Annotated in this window: 15 protein-coding genes and 1 pseudogene; 7 read left to right on the forward strand and 9 right to left on the reverse strand. The window is 64.7% G+C overall.

Annotated elements, in window-relative coordinates; translation table 11 throughout:
* Nucleotides 1–18: 18 nt before the first annotated feature.
* Nucleotides 19–2,205: a patatin-like phospholipase family protein gene (locus tag ACK3BK_RS07760; protein WP_186666845.1), complete on the reverse strand. Its 2,187-nt coding sequence runs from the start codon at nt 2,203–2,205 to the stop codon at nt 19–21.
* A 68-nt stretch (nt 2,206–2,273) separates the two neighbouring features.
* Between ACK3BK_RS07760 and ACK3BK_RS07765 the strand changes: the two genes are divergently transcribed.
* Nucleotides 2,274–2,555: a SelT/SelW/SelH family protein gene (locus tag ACK3BK_RS07765; protein WP_186666844.1), complete on the forward strand. Its 282-nt coding sequence runs from the start codon at nt 2,274–2,276 to the stop codon at nt 2,553–2,555.
* Here ACK3BK_RS07765 and ACK3BK_RS07770 read toward each other — a convergent pair whose 3' ends face one another.
* Together ACK3BK_RS07770 and ACK3BK_RS07775 are read right to left on the reverse strand one after the other, a co-directional pair.
* Nucleotides 2,556–3,446 carry a DMT family transporter gene (locus ACK3BK_RS07770; protein ID WP_186710084.1) on the reverse strand — a complete coding sequence of 297 codons (891 nt, stop codon included), beginning with the start codon at nt 3,444–3,446 and terminating at the stop codon, nt 2,556–2,558.
* Between the two features lie 115 nt (nt 3,447–3,561).
* Nucleotides 3,562–4,323, reverse strand: coding sequence for an AraC family transcriptional regulator (locus tag ACK3BK_RS07775; RefSeq protein WP_411384051.1), 762 nt, complete (start codon nt 4,321–4,323; stop codon nt 3,562–3,564).
* 155 nt (nt 4,324–4,478) lie between these two features.
* On the opposite strand from ACK3BK_RS07775, the gene ACK3BK_RS07780 reads away from it, so the two are divergent.
* Nucleotides 4,479–5,291, forward strand: coding sequence for a UDP-2,3-diacylglucosamine diphosphatase (locus ACK3BK_RS07780; protein WP_411384052.1), 813 nt, complete (start codon nt 4,479–4,481; stop codon nt 5,289–5,291).
* A 21-nt stretch (nt 5,292–5,312) separates the two neighbouring features.
* Here ACK3BK_RS07780 and ACK3BK_RS07785 read toward each other — a convergent pair whose 3' ends face one another.
* Nucleotides 5,313–5,624, reverse strand: a complete 312-nt coding sequence (locus ACK3BK_RS07785; protein WP_054893259.1) for a DUF962 domain-containing protein — start codon at nt 5,622–5,624, stop codon at nt 5,313–5,315.
* Nucleotides 5,625–5,778: 154 nt separating this feature from the next.
* On the opposite strand from ACK3BK_RS07785, the gene ACK3BK_RS07790 reads away from it, so the two are divergent.
* On the forward strand, nt 5,779–6,834 hold the full coding sequence (locus ACK3BK_RS07790) for an AraC family transcriptional regulator (RefSeq protein ID WP_054893258.1): 1,056 nt from the start codon (nt 5,779–5,781) through the stop codon (nt 6,832–6,834).
* On the opposite strand, the gene ACK3BK_RS07795 is transcribed toward ACK3BK_RS07790, so the two are convergent.
* Nucleotides 6,791–8,245 (reverse strand): TrkH family potassium uptake protein, encoded by a 1,455-nt coding sequence (locus ACK3BK_RS07795; protein WP_186666840.1) that lies wholly within the window; start codon nt 8,243–8,245, stop codon nt 6,791–6,793. The genes ACK3BK_RS07790 and ACK3BK_RS07795 overlap by 44 nt on opposite strands.
* A gap of 179 nt (nt 8,246–8,424) precedes the next feature.
* Between ACK3BK_RS07795 and ACK3BK_RS07800 the strand changes: the two genes are divergently transcribed.
* Entirely contained in the window at nt 8,425–8,982 is a 558-nt protein-coding gene (locus ACK3BK_RS07800; RefSeq protein ID WP_186666839.1) for an NAD(P)H nitroreductase, read from the forward strand.
* An 18-nt stretch (nt 8,983–9,000) separates the two neighbouring features.
* Here the strand turns inward: ACK3BK_RS07800 and ACK3BK_RS07805 are convergent, their stop codons facing one another.
* Together ACK3BK_RS07805 and ACK3BK_RS07810 are read right to left on the reverse strand one after the other, a co-directional pair.
* A complete protein-coding gene (locus ACK3BK_RS07805; RefSeq protein WP_411384053.1) occupies nt 9,001–10,389 on the reverse strand; it encodes an ATP-binding protein in 1,389 nt (462 codons plus the stop codon).
* A gap of 12 nt (nt 10,390–10,401) precedes the next feature.
* Nucleotides 10,402–10,818, reverse strand: coding sequence for a Spy/CpxP family protein refolding chaperone (locus ACK3BK_RS07810; RefSeq protein ID WP_411384054.1), 417 nt, complete (start codon nt 10,816–10,818; stop codon nt 10,402–10,404).
* Between the two features lie 145 nt (nt 10,819–10,963).
* Between ACK3BK_RS07810 and ACK3BK_RS07815 the strand changes: the two genes are divergently transcribed.
* Nucleotides 10,964–12,175, forward strand: a complete 1,212-nt coding sequence (locus ACK3BK_RS07815; protein WP_411384055.1) for a winged helix-turn-helix domain-containing protein — start codon at nt 10,964–10,966, stop codon at nt 12,173–12,175.
* Here the strand turns inward: ACK3BK_RS07815 and ACK3BK_RS07820 are convergent.
* A complete protein-coding gene (locus tag ACK3BK_RS07820; protein ID WP_054893253.1) occupies nt 12,156–13,502 on the reverse strand; it encodes a class II 3-deoxy-7-phosphoheptulonate synthase in 1,347 nt (448 codons plus the stop codon). The genes ACK3BK_RS07815 and ACK3BK_RS07820 overlap by 20 nt on opposite strands.
* A 118-nt stretch (nt 13,503–13,620) precedes the next feature.
* Between ACK3BK_RS07820 and ACK3BK_RS07825 the strand changes: the two genes are divergently transcribed.
* A complete protein-coding gene (locus ACK3BK_RS07825; RefSeq protein WP_411384056.1) occupies nt 13,621–14,376 on the forward strand; it encodes a spermidine synthase in 756 nt (251 codons plus the stop codon).
* 346 nt (nt 14,377–14,722) lie between these two features.
* Nucleotides 14,723–16,436, forward strand: a pseudogene (locus ACK3BK_RS07830) (DEAD/DEAH box helicase).
* Nucleotides 16,437–16,506: 70 nt separating this feature from the next.
* Here the strand turns inward: ACK3BK_RS07830 and ACK3BK_RS07835 are convergent.
* The gene (locus ACK3BK_RS07835) at nt 16,507–17,274 is read right to left on the reverse strand and encodes a DODA-type extradiol aromatic ring-opening family dioxygenase (protein ID WP_288374599.1); all 768 of its coding nucleotides are present in this window, start codon (nt 17,272–17,274) and stop codon (nt 16,507–16,509) included.
* Nucleotides 17,275–17,283 lie beyond the last annotated feature (9 nt).

A 17,283-nucleotide genomic window follows, 5' to 3' on the forward strand; every position in this document is an offset into this window, starting at 1 on the left:
AGGTTTTTCATACAGAGCCTAGAAGGTGTGGCCCAGGTTCAGGTACACCGCCTTCTGGTGCTCGGTGTTGGCGCCATAACTGATGTTCAGCGGCCCAAGCGGTGTGTCCAGCCCGAGGAAGATGCTCGCTGCGTTGATATAGCCACTGTCGAACTCGTTGTCGTTGTTCCAGGCGCGGCCACGCTCCAGCGACCCGCCCAGGTACAGCGGGAAGTCCAGCGGCAGGTAGGCGCGTGGTGTCAGGCGCCGGTAGTAGACCATGCGCATCAGGCTGATGTTCTGCCCCGAGACCGAATCCTGGCGAAAGCCCGATAGCTGACGAGCGCCGCCAAGCACGAAGCTGGAGGTCACCACGTCGGTATCGTCCAGGGTACGGCCGTAGCGGCCGCCGAATACCCAGGTGTTCGGCCCGTAGCTCAACGCCTTGTCGATGTTGAACTGCCACTGGCGGTAGTCGGTGTCTGAATCCAGCGAGCGGTCGTACTTGCGCAGGGTCAGGCCGATGTCCTCGCCGCTGTGGGGGAAGTACACGTTGTCGAGGGTGTCGAAGGAGTATTTCAATTCGTAGAAGCCTTCATTGAAGCTGACCTTGGGCAGGTCCTGGTCGCCGATGCGCACTTCGGCCTCACCCCAGGCCTTGCCCACGCCCAGGCGCACTTCCCCGTAGGTGCCGATCTGTCGACCCAGGTTCAGTCCGAAGCCGTAGCGTTCCAGGCGGTACTCGGCAACCGGATCGTTGTCCAGGGTCGCTTCGATGTTTTGCGAGCCAAGGGACAGGTACGGCGCGACAAAGTAGCGCGAACCCACGTCCAGCGGCTGGTAGAACTCGCTGTACAGTTCCTGCTGATCGCCGATCTGTGCCCGGGTCAACCATTCGGCGCCCAGGCGGTTGATGCCATTCACCCGATAACTGGCACCCAGATTGAAGGCACTGTCGCCGCGCATGTCGTCGGACAGGTTCAGGCCCAGGCGCAGGTAGTCGGTGCCGCCGCGCTTGCCTCGGGCGTTGATCACCAGTGTGTTGTCGTCGCCCTTGTGCACCACGCGGTACTGCACCCGGTCGAAGTAGTCCAGGCCGTAGAGGGTACCCATGTCGGTCTCCAGGCGCTCCAGCTCCAGCGGCTCGCCGATGGGTTGGCGGATGTAGTAGCGGATCACGTCATCGCTGACCTTTGAATCGTTCTCCACCTTGATCGCCGTGATGATGGGCGTGCGCTGTTGCGCAGAGCGGGCCGCGGCCAACTGGCTGTCGCCGCCTGCCTGGCGCAGCACCGCCAGGCGTGCGTCGAGGGCGCGGGTGGCGCGGTAGCCGGCGTCGATCATGTCCTGGGCACGACCGAAGTCGGTGACGCCAAAGGCTGCCAGTGCTGGTTGTACCAGGATGTCGTCGCGGTGCAGGCTGGCCAGTTGCTCCTCGGAGTTGCGCCGGGTCATCAGGGTGATCGACTGGTTGAGCACGTCCACGACCGTGGCCAGTTGCTTGCGGCTGCGCAGCGGGGTGCCGATATCGACGACGATGGCCATGTCCACGCCCATTTCGCGCACCACATCCAGTGGGATGTTGTCGACCATGCCACCGTCCACCAGCAGGCGCCCGTCGAGTTCGACCGGGGCGAACACTGCCGGAATCGACATGCTGGCGCGCACCACCTGAGGCAGGTGGCCACGGCGGAACACCACTTTCTCGCCGCTGGCGATGTCGGTGGCGACGGCGCGGAACGGGATCGGCAGTTTGTCGAAGTCGCGAATGTCAGCAGTGTGCGCCAGCTTGCTTTCCAGCAGCAATGACAGGTTCTGGCCCTGGATCACACCCAGCGGCAGGCCAAGGCTGCCGTCATCGCGAAAGCTCAGCTTCTGCTTGACCAGGAAATCACGGTCATCCTGCTTGCGGCGAAACGGCACATCCTTGCGCGGCGGGGCGTCGGAGAGTGCCTGCTGCCAGTCGAGGGTGCGCGCCAGGTGCTCGAGCTCCTCGATGCTGTAGCCGGAGGCATACAGGCCGCCGACCACCGCACCCATGCTGGTCCCGGCGATGGCGTCGATGCGCACGCCCTGTTCTTCCAGGGCCTTGAGCACGCCGATATGCGCCAGGCCGCGGGCGGCGCCGCCGGAAAGTACCAGGCCGACCTTGGGCCGGGGTGGCTCCACGGCCAGGGCGGTGAACGAGGTGAGCGCCAGCAACAGGCATAGCAGCAGATGATGCATCGTGAGTCTCAAAGCGGTGGGCAAAGACCGCTAGTATAAGCGGCTCACCCACCAGGAAATGTCCTCATATGGCCGATACCAAACCCGAAATCGTCATCACGTATTGCACGCAGTGCCAATGGTTGCTGCGCGCTGCCTGGCTGGCGCAGGAACTGCTCAGCACTTTTTCCGACGATCTCGCGCGAGTCGCCCTGGAACCGGGCACTGGTGGAGTGTTCCGCATCACTTGCGACGGCGCGCAGATCTGGGAGCGCAAGCTCGACGGTGGCTTCCCCGAGGCCAAGGTGCTCAAGCAGCGGGTGCGCGACCAGATCGACCCGCAGCGTGACCTGGGCCACAACGACCGTTGATCATGCACCTTCGGCCAGGCGTTCACGCTGTGGTGGTGGCTCGGCAGACAGGCGGCTGGACAGCACGATGGCGAAGATGATCAGCACCCCGCCAGCGAGCATGCGCAGGGTGGGGGTCTCGGCGAACACCATCCAGGCCACGGCAATACCGTAGACCGGCTCCATGCCGAACACCACCGAGGCGGTACGGGCCTTGATCACTGCCAGGCTGGCGACGAACAGGCTGTGCGCCACCCCGGTGCAGAAGATCCCGAGCAGGGCGATCCACAGCCAGTCCATCGGTTTCACGGCACTCAGGCCCGGCAACGCGAAGGGCAGGAGGCACAGGCCGACCACCAGGTTCTGGCACAGCGCAGCCTGCACCGCAGGCACACGACCGGAGCCGGCACGATTGGTCAGCGACAGCAGCGAGAACAACAGGCCCGACAGCAAGGCCCAAAGCAGGCCGCCCGTGGCCTCGCTGGCCAGGTTGAACGCCGGGGTGACCAGCACCAGGCCGATGCTTACCAGCAGTACCAGCACGGCTTCGTTGCGCCGGATGCGCTCGCGGAACAGCACGCCCTCAAGGATTACGGTGAACGCTGGAAAGCTGGCAAAACCGAGGGTGGCGATGGCAACGCCACCGACCCGCACGGCGATGAAGAAGCTCACCCAGTGCCCGGCCAGCAATATGCCGCCAAGCAGCAAACGTCCCAGGTCCTGAGCCCTGAGTCGCTGCCAACCCTTGCGGGCGAGGCCGGCGAACAAGGCCAGGGCCAGCACCGCGAAGAGTGCGCGGCCAAAGACGATGATCGAGGGCGTGGCACTGGCGGCCAGTTTGCCGAAGACGCCGGTAAGGCCGAAGAACAGCGCGCCGATGTGCAGGGCGCCGAGGGCAGTACGGTGGTTCATGCTGAGTCCTTGCTCGAGATCGTTGCTGGCACTTGCGCGGGTAAACCCGCAGCCACAGGCCGATACAGGCACAGTGTAGAGCTCGGGGAGAACAGATTCTGTCGCGATCCTGGCGTCAGTTGTCGCCAGACTCTCGCCGCAGCGCCAGCGGCGTAAGGCCGAATGCCCGCAGTATCGCCGCCGAAAATGCACTCTGCGAGCTGTAACCCACCTGTGCGGCGATTTCGCCCATCGGCAGCGAAGTGCGAACGATCAGTTGCCGTGCCTTGAGCAAACGCCGCTGGCGTATGTAGTCCATCGGCGTCATGCCGCATTCCTCGACGAAGCGTGCGTGCAGGCGGGCACCTGACAAACCTGCCAGTCGTGCCAGGTCGGCGACCTGCAGCGGGTGTGCGGCATGACGCTCGATATGTGCATCGAAGGCGGCGTAGGGCAGGCGTTTGCTGGCGGTGGTGGGGGCGGCAGCGGTGTTCAGGCTGGCCAGCAGCAGGAGTGCGCCTTGGCGGCTGATCAGCGGGTCATCCACCGGGCTCGCCGCGAGCCAGTCCACCAGTTGCTGCTGGCGGCCGTCGAGCAGTAGCGCCGCCGGGCGCTCGAGCAGGCGGTGGCTGGCCTCGGCGTGGCCGCCCATCTGTTCGCGCAGCCAGTGTTCGCCTGGAATATCCAGCACCAGGCAGTGGCTGCCCGCGTCGCTGGCACAGGTGTGGTGAAAGCCGGCGGGGACCACGATGAGCCCCTGGCGGTCGATGCGCGCGCCCCGGCCCTGTACTTCGAAATCCAGTTGCCCACGCAGGCCGAACACCAGTTGCGGGTGTTCGTGGCTGTGGGCGAGCAACTCGTCGCGGTAGTGGCGCAGGGAAAGGATCGGACCGACCATGGGAGCATCCTTGGAACAGAGGTGCAGTGTATCACCGTGGGAATTGCCCGCGAAAAGGCCGGCGCTCCGTCCGGGACGATCACTCGTCACATCACTGCCACCAATCTGTCATCCGCACCTGCCAGTCTCCTGCAAACAGCGCCGGAGGCCGCCCCATGACACATGCCGAACTTGTCCGTCCGTCACGCAAGCAGCGGGTGCGCACCCTGTGGATCTCCGATGTGCACCTGGGCACCCGGGATTGCCAGGCCGGACACCTGTCGCAGTTCCTCAAGGGCTACCAGGCCGACCGCGTCTACCTGGTCGGCGACATCATCGACGGCTGGAAGCTGCGTAGCGGCATCTATTGGCCGCAAGCCCATACCAACGTGATCCGTCGCTTGTTGACCATGAGCAAGCGCGGTACCGAGGTGATCTACGTCACCGGAAACCACGACGAGTTCCTGCGCCGTTATTCGAAGCTGGTCCTGGGCAATATCCAGCTGGTCGACGAGGCCGAGCACCTCACCGCCGATGGTCGTCGCTTGCTGGTGGTGCATGGCGACCAGTTCGACGTGATCACCCGCTACCACCGCTGGTTGGCGTTTCTGGGCGACCGGGCTTATGAGTTCACCCTGGTGCTCAATCGCTGGCTCAATCATTGGCGTGCCCGCTACGGGTATGGCTACTGGTCGCTGTCGGCTTACCTCAAGCACAAGGTCAAGGGGGCGGTGAACTTCATCAGCGACTTCGAGGATGCGATCGCCCATGAATGCACACGCCGGGGGTTCCAGGGTGTGGTGTGTGGGCATATTCACCACGCCGAGATTCGCAAGGTGGGCGAGGTCGAATACCTCAACTGCGGTGACTGGGTCGAATCGTGCACGGCGTTGATCGAGCACTGGGATGGCCACATCGAGCTGTATCGTCTGGCCGATGCCCAGGCACGGGAAATCGAGCGCGTCGAGGCGTTGCGCGAGCCAGCTTAGTTCGATACGGCCGCAGGCCTCTCAAAGGCTGATCTTGCCTCGCAGGATATCGCGGAACATCGCGAAATCACCAATCAGGCTATATAGCGGATACGTGAAAGTTGCCGGTCGGTTCTTCTCGAAAAAGAAGTGCCCGACCCAGGCGAAGCCGTACCCGGCGAACGGTATGGCCAGCAATAGCAGCCAGTTGCCGCTGCCAATGGTGTAGGCCAACAGTGCGATGACCAGGCTGGTGCCGACGAAGTGCAGGCGTCGGCAAGTAGGGTTGGCGTGTTCGCCAAGGTAGTAGGGGTAGAACTCGGCAAAACTGCGAAACTGCGCTGTGCTGTTCATGGGCTGTGTTCCCGCAGGTGCGTTTTTGTTCAGGATACACGGCGTGGAGCCTGTTTCGAGTCTAGAGTCACTGGGAGGGGCTACCAGTGACAATTGGCGCCAATTGAGTATCCTTTCGATTCACCGCTGGAGCGGTCAGCACAAGAAGCCTGTCATGAGTGAAAGAACCACGTCAGCCAGCTGGGCATCAGGGATCGTCAAGGCGCTCGAGCTGGAAGGGCTCGACTGTCGTGCCATGTTCAAGCAACTCGGGCTGGACTTCGCCGCCCTCGACGATCCGGATGCGCGCTTCCCCCAGGACGCCATGACCCGCCTCTGGCAGCTGGCGGTGGAATTGTCGGGCAACGAGGCCATTGGCCTGAACATGGCACGCGTGGTGCGGCCTGCGTCCTTCCATGTGGTTGGCTATGCGCTGATGTCCAGCCGTACGCTGGCCGAAGGTTTCGAACGCCTGGTGCGTTACCAGCGGATCATCGCCGAAAGCTCCGACCTGAGCTTCCGTCTCGGGCCTGAGGGCTATTCGCTGATTCTCACCGTTCATGGTGATCACCTGCCTCCGACCCGGCACAGCTCGGAAGCCTCGCTGGCCTGTGCGCTGTCGCTGTGCAGCTGGCTCAGCGGACGCCCGGTGCAGCCGCGCCGGGTGCTGATCCAGGGGCCGCAACCGAGGAATGTCGAGCCCTATCGGGTCGCTTTCCGGGCACCGCTGGTGTTTGGGGCTCCGCACGATGCGCTGGTGCTCGAACGGGCCGACATGGAGGCGCCGCTGCCCACTGCCAACGAAGCGATGGCCATTCTCCATGACCGTTTCGCGGGCGAATACCTGGCGCGTTTCTCGGAAAGTCGGGTCACCCATCGGGTGCGCCAGACCCTGTGCCGCATCCTGCCCCAGGGCGAACCCAAGCGCGAAACCGTGGCCCAGGCCTTGCACCTGTCCCAGCGCACGCTGCAGCGGCGTCTGCAGGAGGAAGGCACCAGCTTCCAGACCCTGCTCGACGACACGCGGCGCGAACTGGCCGAGCAATACCTGGCACAGCCGGGCATGACCCTGCTGGAAACCGCCTATCTGCTGGGTTTTGCCGATCCGAGCAATTTCTACCGGGCCTTCCGCCGCTGGTTCGACGTCACCCCCAGCGAGTACCGCGCGCGCCTGGAGGCGTCAGTGGTCAGTGACGCCAGAACGCAGGCATGCACAACACCAGCACCGTGATGATCTCCAGGCGGCCGAGCAGCATGCCGCCGGCGAGAATCCACTTGGCGGCATCCGGCAGGCTGGCGAAGTTGCCAGCCGGGCCGATCACCTCGCCCAGGCCTGGTCCCACGCCGGAAACGGTACTGGCTGCGCCGGTCAGGGCTGTCATCCAGTCCACGCCCAGTAGCGACAGCAACAGGGCGATGACGCAGATGGTCACGGCGAAGAAGAACGAGAAGGTCAGGATCGAGCGCACGATTTCTTCGTCGAGGCGGTGACCATTGTATTTCTGCTTGATCACTGCGCGCGGGTGGATCAGCTGGTTGAGGCTGGCCTTGAGCAGGATGTAGGCGACCTGGAAGCGGAAAATCTTGATGCCACCGGCGGTCGAGCCGGAGCAGCCGCCGATGAAGCCCAGGTAGAAGAACAGCATCAGCGAGAAGTTGCCCCACAGGCTGTAGTCGCCCAGGGCGAAACCGGTGGTTGTGACCACCGAGGTGACGTTCAGTGCCACGTGGCGGAAGGCGTCGAGCCAGTGCAAATCGGTGGTGGCCCAGTACCAGGTGCCGAGCACGATCCAGGTGGCCACCAGCAACCCGAGCAGCCCCTGCACCTGCTGGTCGCGGATCAGCGCCCGGCGATTGCCGCGCAGGGTGGCCACATAAAGGGTGAAGGGCACGCTGCCCAGGATCATCACCACCACGGCGACCCAGTGCACCGCAGGAATGTCCCATTTGGCCAGCGACAGGTCGGAGGTGGAGAAGCCGCCGGTGGAAATCGCCGACATGGCGTGGTTGATCGCATCGAAGGGGCTCATCCCCGCCCACCAGAAGGCCAGGCTGCCGAGTACGGTGATGCCTACGTACACCGCGACGATGTACTTGGCAACCATGTGCGAGCGCGGCATGACCTTTTCCGAACGGTCCGAGGACTCGGTCTGAAACAGGCGCATGCCGCCGATGCGCAGCAATGGCAGGATCGCCACCGCCATGCCGATGAAGCCGATGCCGCCGAGCCAGTGCAGCATCGAGCGCCACATGAGGATGCCGGGCGACATGTTGTCCAGCCCGCTGAGCACCGTCGAGCCGGTGGCGGTGATACCGGACATGCTTTCGAAGAAGGCGTCGGTGTAGCTGATGTGCTGGGTCAGCAGGAAGGGCAGGGCGGCGAACACACAGACCACGAGCCAACTGCTGACGGTCAGCAGGTACATGTCGCGTGGGCGCAGGTGCACGTGCTCGGGGCGGCCTTGCAGGACCATGGCCAGGCCTGCAATGAAGGTGATCAGGCTCGACCAGAGGAATGACGGCATGTCGCCGGTGCGTTCGAAGATCAGCAGGGTCGCCATGGGCACGACCATGCTCACCGCCAGGGTGATCAGGAAGATGCCGATGATGAAACCAATGATCCTTAAGGTCGGCAACGCCATGTGATCTGCTCTGACTCGAAACGGAAAGGGCGCCATTCTACCTGTGGGTTGCGGGATGTAAACGTGTGCCCGGCGGTGCGGGGTGCGGACTTTTGATCGCGATCGCGGACAAGTCGGCTCCACATGTGCGCGAGGTCCTTTAGAATGGCGCCACATTTCTTCTGTCAGGAGGGTAGCCGATGGAGGCTCTCGACGCATTGCTCAACCGTGTTTCCGTACCACGCCTGACCGACCCGGCGCCCAATGCCGCCCAGCGCGAGGGTTTGTTCCAGGCCGCGCTGCGTGCACCGGACCACGGTCAGCTGCGCCCCTGGCGTTTTCTGACCATCGAAGGGCAGGGGCGCGAAAAGCTTGGCGAGCTGTTCGCCGAAGCTGTACAGGCCAAGGGTGACGCCAGCCAGGCGGCACTGGACAAGGCCCGGGCCATGCCGCTGCGCGCGCCCTTGCTGATCGTGGTCATTGCCCGTCTGCAGGATCACTTCAAGGTGCCGAAGTCGGAGCAGCGTCTGGCTGCCGGTTGTGCGGCCCATGGCATCCTCATCGCCGCCCATGCTCAGGGGATCGGCGCGGTGTGGCGCACTGGCGACATGGCCTTCGATGCCCATGTGAACAAGGGGCTGGGGCTGGCGGAGAACGAAGAGCTGATCGGATACCTGTACCTGGGCACGCCGGTCAATGAACCACGCACCCCGCCGGTGCTGGAGACCGCCGAGTTCGTCAGCGCCTGGGGCGAGTGACCAGGTGGGCTTGCACGCTCAGGCAGTTGCCTGGGCCACCGGCAGTTCCAGCCGCGCGACAAAGCCCCCCTGCGGATGATTCTCCAGCACCAGCGTCCCGCCATGTCGCTCGGCCGCGCGCCGGGCGATCGCCAGGCCAAGTCCGTGGCCTGGCGTTTCCTGTCCCGGCGCGCGGAAGAACGGCTCGCCCAACTGTGCAAGGTGTTCTGGCGCCACCCCCGGCCCATGGTCGCGCACGCTCAGCAGCAGGTGTTCCTGCTCGCGGGTGGCGCGGATCTCGATCGGCTGCCCCGCTGGGCTGAAGCGCAGCGCATTGCGCACGAGGTTGTCTACCGCACGCTCCAGCAGGGTCGGCCAGCCCTGCAGGGTCAGCCCGGGCTCGGCCTCCAGGCGTACTTCCTGTTCCGGCACGCTGAGCTGGGCATCCTTGCGCACGCTGCCGAGCAGTGCGTTGAGGTCGACAGGCTCGGCATGTGCCTGCTCGGCATCGACCCGGGCCAACACCAGGATTTCGCTGATCAGGTCTTCCAGCCGGTCGCACTCGCGGGTCAGGCGTGGCCAGAGGGCCTGGCGCTGTTCGGGCTCGGCGCGTTCGGCCAGGGCCAGGGCGATGCGCAGGCGTGCCAGCGGCGAGCGCAGCTCGTGGGACACATCGCGCAGTAGCTGGCGCTGGCTGCCGATCAGGCTTTGCAGGCGGGCGCCCATCTTGTTGAAATCGTTGGCCAGTACGCCGAACTCGTCGCGGCGCACCGCCAGCCGCGCCAGGCTGTTCTGCTGGTAGCTGGTCTGGCCCAGGTCGTGCACCGCACCGCGCAGGCGGCTGAGGGGGCGGGTGATCGAGAGGGTCACCAGCAAGCTGAACAGGGTCAGCACCACCAAGGCGATTCCCAGGGCGCTGAGCGGCCAGATCAGGCTTTCACGGTGCCAGGCCATCAGCTCCGGGTGCGGGATACGGTAGATCAGCAGGTAGGTTTCGCCCGTGGTCGGGCTGGTGTATTCCTCGGTGAGGCGGCGCCAGGGCAGGCGCCGCTCGTCGTTGTGCTGGCGTCGCTCGAAGTCTTCGGCGCGACGCGGGAAGGTGCCGGGCACCACGGCGTCGCCGCTGTCGTCGAGCACCTGGACGTCGATCTTGTAGCGCTGCTTGCGGCGTTCCAGAAAGCGCTGCGATGCCTCCAGCCCTTCCTGTTCGTAGTGCTTTACCCAGCGGCTGGCCAAGGTGTTCAGGCCTGGGTGGCGGCTGAGAATCCAGGCGTCCTGGTTGAGCATGTGGCCGAGCAGGATCGACAGGCCCGCAACCAGGGCGATGGCCAGCCAGAAACTGGCCAGGATGCGCCAGAACAATGAACGCAAGACGAGTACCTCCCACACACGAGAAAGGCCCGGCCCGCATAAATGCGAGCCGGGCATCGGTCGGACAGCTTACTGGGCCTTGGCGGCTTTTTCAGCTTTCCATGCCTGGAACTGCTGCCATTCAGCCTTGTCTGCGGCGCGTTTGCTCTGCAGTTCGTCGAACTGCTTCTGTTGCTCTGGTTTGAGCAGGGTACGGATCTGGCTCTGGGTCTTGTCGTGACCGGCCTTGATCTCGTCCTGCATGGCTTTCTGGTCCGCTGCCGGCAGCTTGGCCAGGTAGCGTTCGGTGATGTCGCGGCGCTGCTTCATCTGCTCGCCCATCAACTTGCCGATCTGCTGGCGCTGGTCACGGGTCAGGTCGAGCTGCGCGAAAGGCGCATCACCGCGGTGATGCGGGCCGTCACCGCGTGGGCCGCCGTCTGGCATGGCCATGGCTACGGTCGGCAGGGCTGCGGCGAACATCAGGGCGATAAGGGTCTTGCGCATGGTGTTTCTCCTTTCTGAGGCCGGTGGTTACCGGATGAGCCCAGTCTAGGGAGATCAAGGTCAAGGGCGGTCAGTGCAGGGTAAAGGCTGGGTAAAGACTGCCTTGGCGCTACACTGTGACCCGACTTGCCGTGGAGCCCGTACCGTGACCTTCAGCCTTTCCCTGAAGCAGGCCCGACGCCTGGCCCTGTCCGCGCAGGGCTTCGGCAAGCCCCAGGCACCGACGCCGGCTGCTCTCAAGCGCATGCTGCAGCGCTTGGGCGTGGTGCAGATCGACTCGGTCAATGCGTTGGTGCGCTCGCACTACCTGCCGCTGTTCTCGCGCCTGGGCGACTACCCGGCCGAGCTGCTCGACCAGTTGGCCTGGGGCCGTGGGCGTCAGCGCCAGTTGTTCGAATATTGGGGGCATGAGGCGTCCTTGCTGCCCTTGTCGCTCTATCCGCTGATGCGTTGGCGCATGGCGCGAGCGCAGCAGGGCGAGGGTATCTACCGGCAGCTGGCGCAGTTCGGGCGTGAGCGTCAGGATGTCATTGCCCGCGTGCTGGCTGCGGTGCGCGACCAGGGCGCCCTGGGCGCCGGAAGCCTGTCGACCCGACAAGAGCGCGCCGGCCCATGGTGGGACTGGAGCGAGGAGAAGCACGCCCTGGAGTGGCTGTTTGCGGCCGGACAGGTCACCGTCGCCGCGCGCCGCGGGTTCGAGCGCCTGTACGACCTGCCGGAGCGCGTGCTGCCAGCGGCGATCCTCGATCAGCCCGAACTCCGTGACAGCGAGGCCCAGCAGGGGTTGCTGCTGCAAGCCGCCATGGCGTTGGGCGTGGCAACCGAGCAAGACCTGCGCGACTATTTCAGGCTCAGTCCCGCGCAGGCGCGGGCCGCCCTGGGCGAGTTGCTCGCTGACGGTCGCTTGCAGCAGTGCACGGTGCAGGGCTGGAAGCAGCCGGCCTACTGCGCCGGCACGCCGCGTATTCCCCGGCGTGTGGAGGCCACCGCCTTGCTTTCGCCGTTCGACTCGCTGGTCTGGGAGCGCGCCCGTACCGAGCGGCTGTTCGACTTTCGCTACCGCCTGGAGATCTACACCCCGGCGCACAAGCGGGTGTATGGCTACTACGTGCTGCCGTTCCTGCACGACGGTCGTATCGCCGCGCGCCTGGACCTGCGTGCGGAACGGGCACGCGGCGAGCTGGCGGTGCATGCCGTGCATGAGGAAGTTCAGGGGCTGGATGAAGAGGGCTTCCAGGCCCTGGCCCGCAGCCTGGAACGGCTGGCGGGCTGGCTGGGCCTGGAACGGGTGCGTCTGGATTGCGCGCGCGAGTCGGCAGGGCCGTTGCGTCAGGCCCTCAGCGACGCACCTGCTTGAGGGTTTCGGCGATCAGGAATGCCAGTTCCAGTGATTGATCGGCGTTCATCCGTGGGTCGCAATGGGTGTGATAGCGGTCCGACAGGCCATCTTCGGTGATCGGCCGGGCGCCGCCGATGCATTCGGTGACATTCTGCCCGGTCATCTCGATGTGGATACCCCCGGCGTGGCTGCCTTCGGCCTGGTGTACCTGGAAGAACTGCCGTACTTCGTCGAGGATCTGCGCGAAATCGCGGGTCTTGTAGCCGCTGCTGGCCTTGATGGTGTTGCCGTGCATCGGGTCGGAACTCCACAACACCTGGCGCCCCTCGCGCTCGACGGCGCGGATCAGCCCCGGCAGGTGATCGCCGACCTTGTTCGCTCCCATGCGCACGATCAGGTTCAGGCGGCCGGGGTCGTTGTCCGGGTTGAGCACGTCGATCAGGCGGATCAGATCCTCAGTGTTCATGCTCGGGCCGACCTTGACCCCGATCGGGTTGTGCACGCCCCGCAGGAACTCCACATGGGCACCATCAAGCTGACGGGTGCGGTCGCCGATCCACAGCATGTGCGCCGAACAGTCGTAGTAGTCCCCAGTCAGGCTGTCGCGGCGTACGAAGGCTTCCTCATAGTTGAGCAGCAGCGCCTCGTGGGCCGTGAAGAAGCTGGTTTCACGCAGTTGCGGGGCGCTGTCCAGGCCGCAGGCGCGCATGAAGGCGAGGGTTTCGTCGATGCGATCGGCAAGCTGATGGTACTTGTCGGCCAGTGCCGAGTTGGCGATGAAGTCCAGGTTCCATTTGTGCACCTGGTGCAGGTCGGCGAAGCCGCCTTGGGCGAACGCACGCAGCAGGTTGAGGCTGGCGGTGGCCTGGTGATATGCCTGCAGCAGGCGCTCCGGGTCGGGGACGCGGCTGGCGGCGTCGAAGCCGATACCATTGACGATGTCGCCACGGTAGGCGGGCAGGGTGACCTGGCCGATGGTTTCGTCGTTGGCCGAGCGCGGCTTGGCGAACTGCCCGGCCATGCGCCCGACCTTCACCACCGGGCAGCCAGCGGCGAAGGTCATGACGATGGCCATCTGCAGCAGCACCTTGAAGGTGTCGCGGATTTTCGCGGCGGAGAATTCGGCGAAGCTTTCGGCACAGTCGCCGCCCTGGAGCAGGAAGGCGCGGCCCTGGGTGACCTCGGCGAACTGGCGGCGCAACTCGCGGGCTTCCCCGGCAAATACCAGCGGCGGGTAGCTGGCCAGGGTCTGCTCGACCTTGAGCAGGTGAGCGGCGTCGGGGTAGGTCGGTTGTTGCTGGATCGGCAGGGCGCGCCAGCTGTCAGGGGTCCAGGGTCGGTTCATCACGGGCTCGATGTGGTCGGTTCAGGCGTACCTGTCATGGTATCAGTTGGCGGCGTGCTTGTTGCACCGCAGGCATTGGCGGACAATGCCGGTTTTTTGTGTGGGCAGGTGGCAAGCGATGGCGACGGAGCGGGAAGAGCGGCTGCTGGCCCGGGTGGAAGATGCCTACGGGGTCATCAGTGTGTACGAGGTCGAGGATTATCGCTTCCTTGAGTTCGGCGACGCCATCGAGCAGAGCTGTACCTTCACCGCCGACCCCAGTTGGCTGGAATACGACTACACCCGCGCGATGCTGGTCGGTGCGCTGTGCCATCCGCAGCCAGAGAGCGCGCTGTTCCTGGGGCTGGGGGCCGGTACCCTGACCCAGGCCTGCTTGAAGTTCCTGCCGCTGGAGGATGTCGAGGCCATCGAGCTGCGCCCGGACGTGCCGCGCCTGGCCATGCAATACATGGGGCTGGATGATGATCCGCGCTTGTACGTGCGCATTGGCGACGCTCTCGAACTGCTGCCCACGGCTGAGCAGGCCGACCTGATCTTCGTCGACCTCTATACCGATCATGGCCCGGGTGTCGGGCACCTGGCCTGGGGCTTTCTGGAGCGGTGCCAGCAGCAGCTCAATCCGGGGGGGTGGCTGGTGATCAACCAGTGGGCCGGCGACGATGGCCGGCCGCTGGGCGCGGCATTGTTGCGTGGGTTGTATCACCGGCATTACTGGGAGCTGCCGGTGAAGGAGGGCAACGTGATCCTGCTGGTGCCGGCGGATCTGGAGCAGACACTGGATCTGGACGGGCTGCGCGCCCGCGCCGCTGCGCTGGCGGCGCAGTTGGGGTATTCACTGGAGTATCTGATCAAGGAAGTTCGACCGGCGAGCTGATCCGGCGTTGGTGATGCCTTCATTCGCGGGCAAGCCCGCTCCCACAAAAGTGTGCCGCGGAGCAAAAAAAGGAAACGATTCAGCAAGCTGCTCGATGATGGCCTGATACCATGCAGCACCCCAGAAAAAAATCTCACGGTACAGGGCGAATTCGTATATAGTACGCGCCGGTCTTTTAGCGGACCTCAAAATCAGGTGGTGCAAACCCTCCGAGTCCAGCTTCGGCTGCACGTCCGCTAGGCGGACCTTTCCCACGTAATTCTTTTTCAATCGTTTTCGCAAATCCCCGCCGCCAAAGCTGCCTGGGTGACTTTCGGGTCTTTCAAGGCATGTGCAGCTTTGGAGCATGGGTCTTTGCGGATGCACATAGAGGCAGACCCATGACCCAGGAAACCGGCGGATTCGCCGCTCTCGATCTTCATCCGAACATCGTTGCCGCCGTTCTGGCCACCGGCTATGAAGAGCCGTCGGCCATCCAGCAACAGTCGATCCCGATCATCCTCGCCGGTCATGACATGATCGGCCAGGCGCAGACTGGCACCGGCAAGACCGCTGCCTTCGCCCTGCCGATCCTCAACAAGATCGACGTGAGCAAGCGCGAACCGCAAGCCCTGATCCTGGCGCCAACCCGTGAGTTGGCGCTGCAAGTAGCCACCGCTTTCGAAACCTATGCCAAGCAGATGCCGGGCGTTAACGTGGTGGCTGTGTACGGTGGTGCCCCGATGGGCCCACAACTGCGTGCCATCCGTAACGGTGCGCAGATCGTCGTCGCCACCCCGGGCCGTCTGTGCGACCACCTGCGCCGTGACGAGAAAGTGCTCTCCACCGTTCAGTACCTGGTGCTCGACGAAGCCGACGAAATGCTCAAGCTGGGCTTCATGGACGACCTCGAAGTGATCTTCGACGCCATCCCTGCCACCCGCCAGACCGTGCTGTTCTCCGCAACCCTGCCGTCGTCGATCCGTTCGATCGCCGAGCGCCACCTGCGCGAGCCCAAGCACGTCAAGATCCAGAGCAAGACCCAGACCGTCACCGCGATCGAGCAGGCTCACCTGATGGTCCACGCCGACCAGAAGATCCCGGCCGTGCTGCGTCTGCTGGAGGTCGAGGAGTTCGACGCGCTGATCGCCTTCGTGCGCACCAAGCAAGCCACCCTGGACCTGGCCGCCGCGCTGGAAGCCAAGGGCTACAAGGCTGCCGCGCTGAACGGCGATATTGCCCAGAACCAGCGTGAGCGTGTCATCGACTCGCTCAAGGATGGTCGCCTGGACATCGTCGTCGCTACCGACGTCGCCGCCCGTGGCCTGGACGTACCGCGCATCACCCACGTGTTCAACGTGGACATGCCATACGATCCGGAATCCTACGTGCACCGTATCGGCCGTACCGGTCGTGCCGGTCGCGATGGTCGCGCACTGCTGCTGGTGACGCCGCGTGAGCGCCGCATGCTGCAGGTAATCGAGCGCGTCACCGGGCAGAAGGTTGCCGAAGCTCGTCTGCCTGGCCCACAGGCCGTACTGGATGCGCGCATCAAGAAGCTGACCGCAAGCCTCGCGCCGCTGGTTGCCGAAGCTGAGGCCACCCATGGCGAGCTGTTCGACCGCCTGACCGCCGACCTGGGCTGCTCGGCCCGTGCGCTGTCTGCTGCGTTGCTGCGCAAGGCCACCAATGGCCAGTCGCTTGACCTGGCTGCTGTCGAGCGCGAGCAACCGCTGGTGCCGACCTACACGCCGCGTGAGCGTACCGGCGAGCGCAGTGACCGTGGTGAGCGCAGCGAGCGCGGTGATCGCGAGCGTCGTGCGCCGATGCCGCTGGCCGAAGGCCGCGTGCGTTGCCGTACTGCCCTGGGTGCCCGTGATGGTATCGCCGCCAAGAACCTGTTGGGTGCGATCCTCAATGAAGGCGGCCTGGCCCGTGATGCTATCGGTCGCATCCAGGTGCGCGACAGCTTCAGCCTGGTCGAGCTGCCGGAAGAAGGCCTGGAGCGTCTGCTGTCCAAGCTCAAGGATACCCGCGTGGCCGGCAAGCAACTGAAGCTGCGCCGCTATCGCGAGGACTAAGTCCTGCTGCAATGAAAAATCCCCGGCCTTGCCGGGGATTTTTTTTGCCTGTCGATTGAGGTCTGTGGAGTCAGTCGAACCTGTAGATATCCATTCCCAGTGCTCCCATCGTGAAGCCCTGGTGGACGATCCCGAACCTGTCGCCTGCACCCATGGCAAAGAACAATGGCAGGAGATGCTCATCACTCGGGTGGTTGCGCACCGCGTAGGGAGCCTGCTGTCGATAGTCTTCCAGGGCGGCCGTATCCTCTGCCTTCAATTGCTCGACCACCCAGTCGCGGAACGCCCGTGCCCAGGGCTCGATGGCGTCTGGCCCGGCGTGCCAGTCCAGTTCGCCCAGGTTGTGGGTGATGCTGCCGGAACCGACCAGCAGTATCCCCTGGGCGCGCAATCCGGCCAGTGCCTTGCCAACCTGCAGCTGCAGGGCTGGGCCCTGGCGGCTGGGCAGCGACACCTGGATTACCGGGATGCCAGCATCCGGGTACATGAGCGACAGTGGCACCCAGGTGCCGTGGTCGAAGGGGCGTTGTGCATCGAGCTGGGCGGACAGGCCGGCGTCACTGAGCAAGCCTGCTACCTCGCGCGCCAGTTCGGGGGCGCCAGGTGCTGGATACTGCACGGCATACAGCGCAGCGGGGAAGCCGCCGAAGTCGTGCCAGGTCTGTGGCTGCGCGCCACTCATCACCTGCAGTTCCTGGCTTTCCCAGTGCGCGGACACCACCACGATCGCCTTCGGCCGTGGCAGGCCTGCCGCCAGGCGGGCCAGTGCGGGGCCGCTGGCGCCGGGTTGCAGGGCAAGCATGGGGGAGCCATGGGAAATGAACAGGCTAGGCAGCATGGCAGGGTC

The organism is Pseudomonas sp. L7 (assembly GCF_046605565.1).
Classification (GTDB): Bacteria; Pseudomonadota; Gammaproteobacteria; order Pseudomonadales; family Pseudomonadaceae; genus Aquipseudomonas; species Aquipseudomonas wayambapalatensis.

Excerpts from the sequence above, each read along its gene's own strand:
- ACK3BK_RS07760 (WP_186666845.1), bottom strand. The coding sequence starts at position 2,205 with ATGCATCATCTGCTGCTATGCCTGTTGCTGGCGCTCACCTCGTTCACC.
- ACK3BK_RS07785 (WP_054893259.1), bottom strand. The coding sequence starts at position 5,624 with ATGAACAGCACAGCGCAGTTTCGCAGTTTTGCCGAGTTCTACCCCTAC.
- ACK3BK_RS07805 (WP_411384053.1), bottom strand. The coding sequence starts at position 10,389 with ATGCCCGGCTCGCATTTATGCGGGCCGGGCCTTTCTCGTGTGTGGGAG.
- ACK3BK_RS07825 (WP_411384056.1), top strand. The coding sequence starts at position 13,621 with ATGGCGACGGAGCGGGAAGAGCGGCTGCTGGCCCGGGTGGAAGATGCC.
- ACK3BK_RS07770 (WP_186710084.1), bottom strand. The coding sequence starts at position 3,446 with ATGAACCACCGTACTGCCCTCGGCGCCCTGCACATCGGCGCGCTGTTC.
- ACK3BK_RS07810 (WP_411384054.1), bottom strand. The coding sequence starts at position 10,818 with ATGCGCAAGACCCTTATCGCCCTGATGTTCGCCGCAGCCCTGCCGACC.
- ACK3BK_RS07820 (WP_054893253.1), bottom strand. The coding sequence starts at position 13,502 with ATGAACCGACCCTGGACCCCTGACAGCTGGCGCGCCCTGCCGATCCAG.
- ACK3BK_RS07765 (WP_186666844.1), top strand. The coding sequence starts at position 2,274 with ATGGCCGATACCAAACCCGAAATCGTCATCACGTATTGCACGCAGTGC.
- ACK3BK_RS07790 (WP_054893258.1), top strand. The coding sequence starts at position 5,779 with ATGAGTGAAAGAACCACGTCAGCCAGCTGGGCATCAGGGATCGTCAAG.
- ACK3BK_RS07835 (WP_288374599.1), bottom strand. The coding sequence starts at position 17,274 with ATGCTGCCTAGCCTGTTCATTTCCCATGGCTCCCCCATGCTTGCCCTG.
- ACK3BK_RS07800 (WP_186666839.1), top strand. The coding sequence starts at position 8,425 with ATGGAGGCTCTCGACGCATTGCTCAACCGTGTTTCCGTACCACGCCTG.
- ACK3BK_RS07780 (WP_411384052.1), top strand. The coding sequence starts at position 4,479 with ATGACACATGCCGAACTTGTCCGTCCGTCACGCAAGCAGCGGGTGCGC.
- ACK3BK_RS07795 (WP_186666840.1), bottom strand. The coding sequence starts at position 8,245 with ATGGCGTTGCCGACCTTAAGGATCATTGGTTTCATCATCGGCATCTTC.
- ACK3BK_RS07775 (WP_411384051.1), bottom strand. The coding sequence starts at position 4,323 with ATGGTCGGTCCGATCCTTTCCCTGCGCCACTACCGCGACGAGTTGCTC.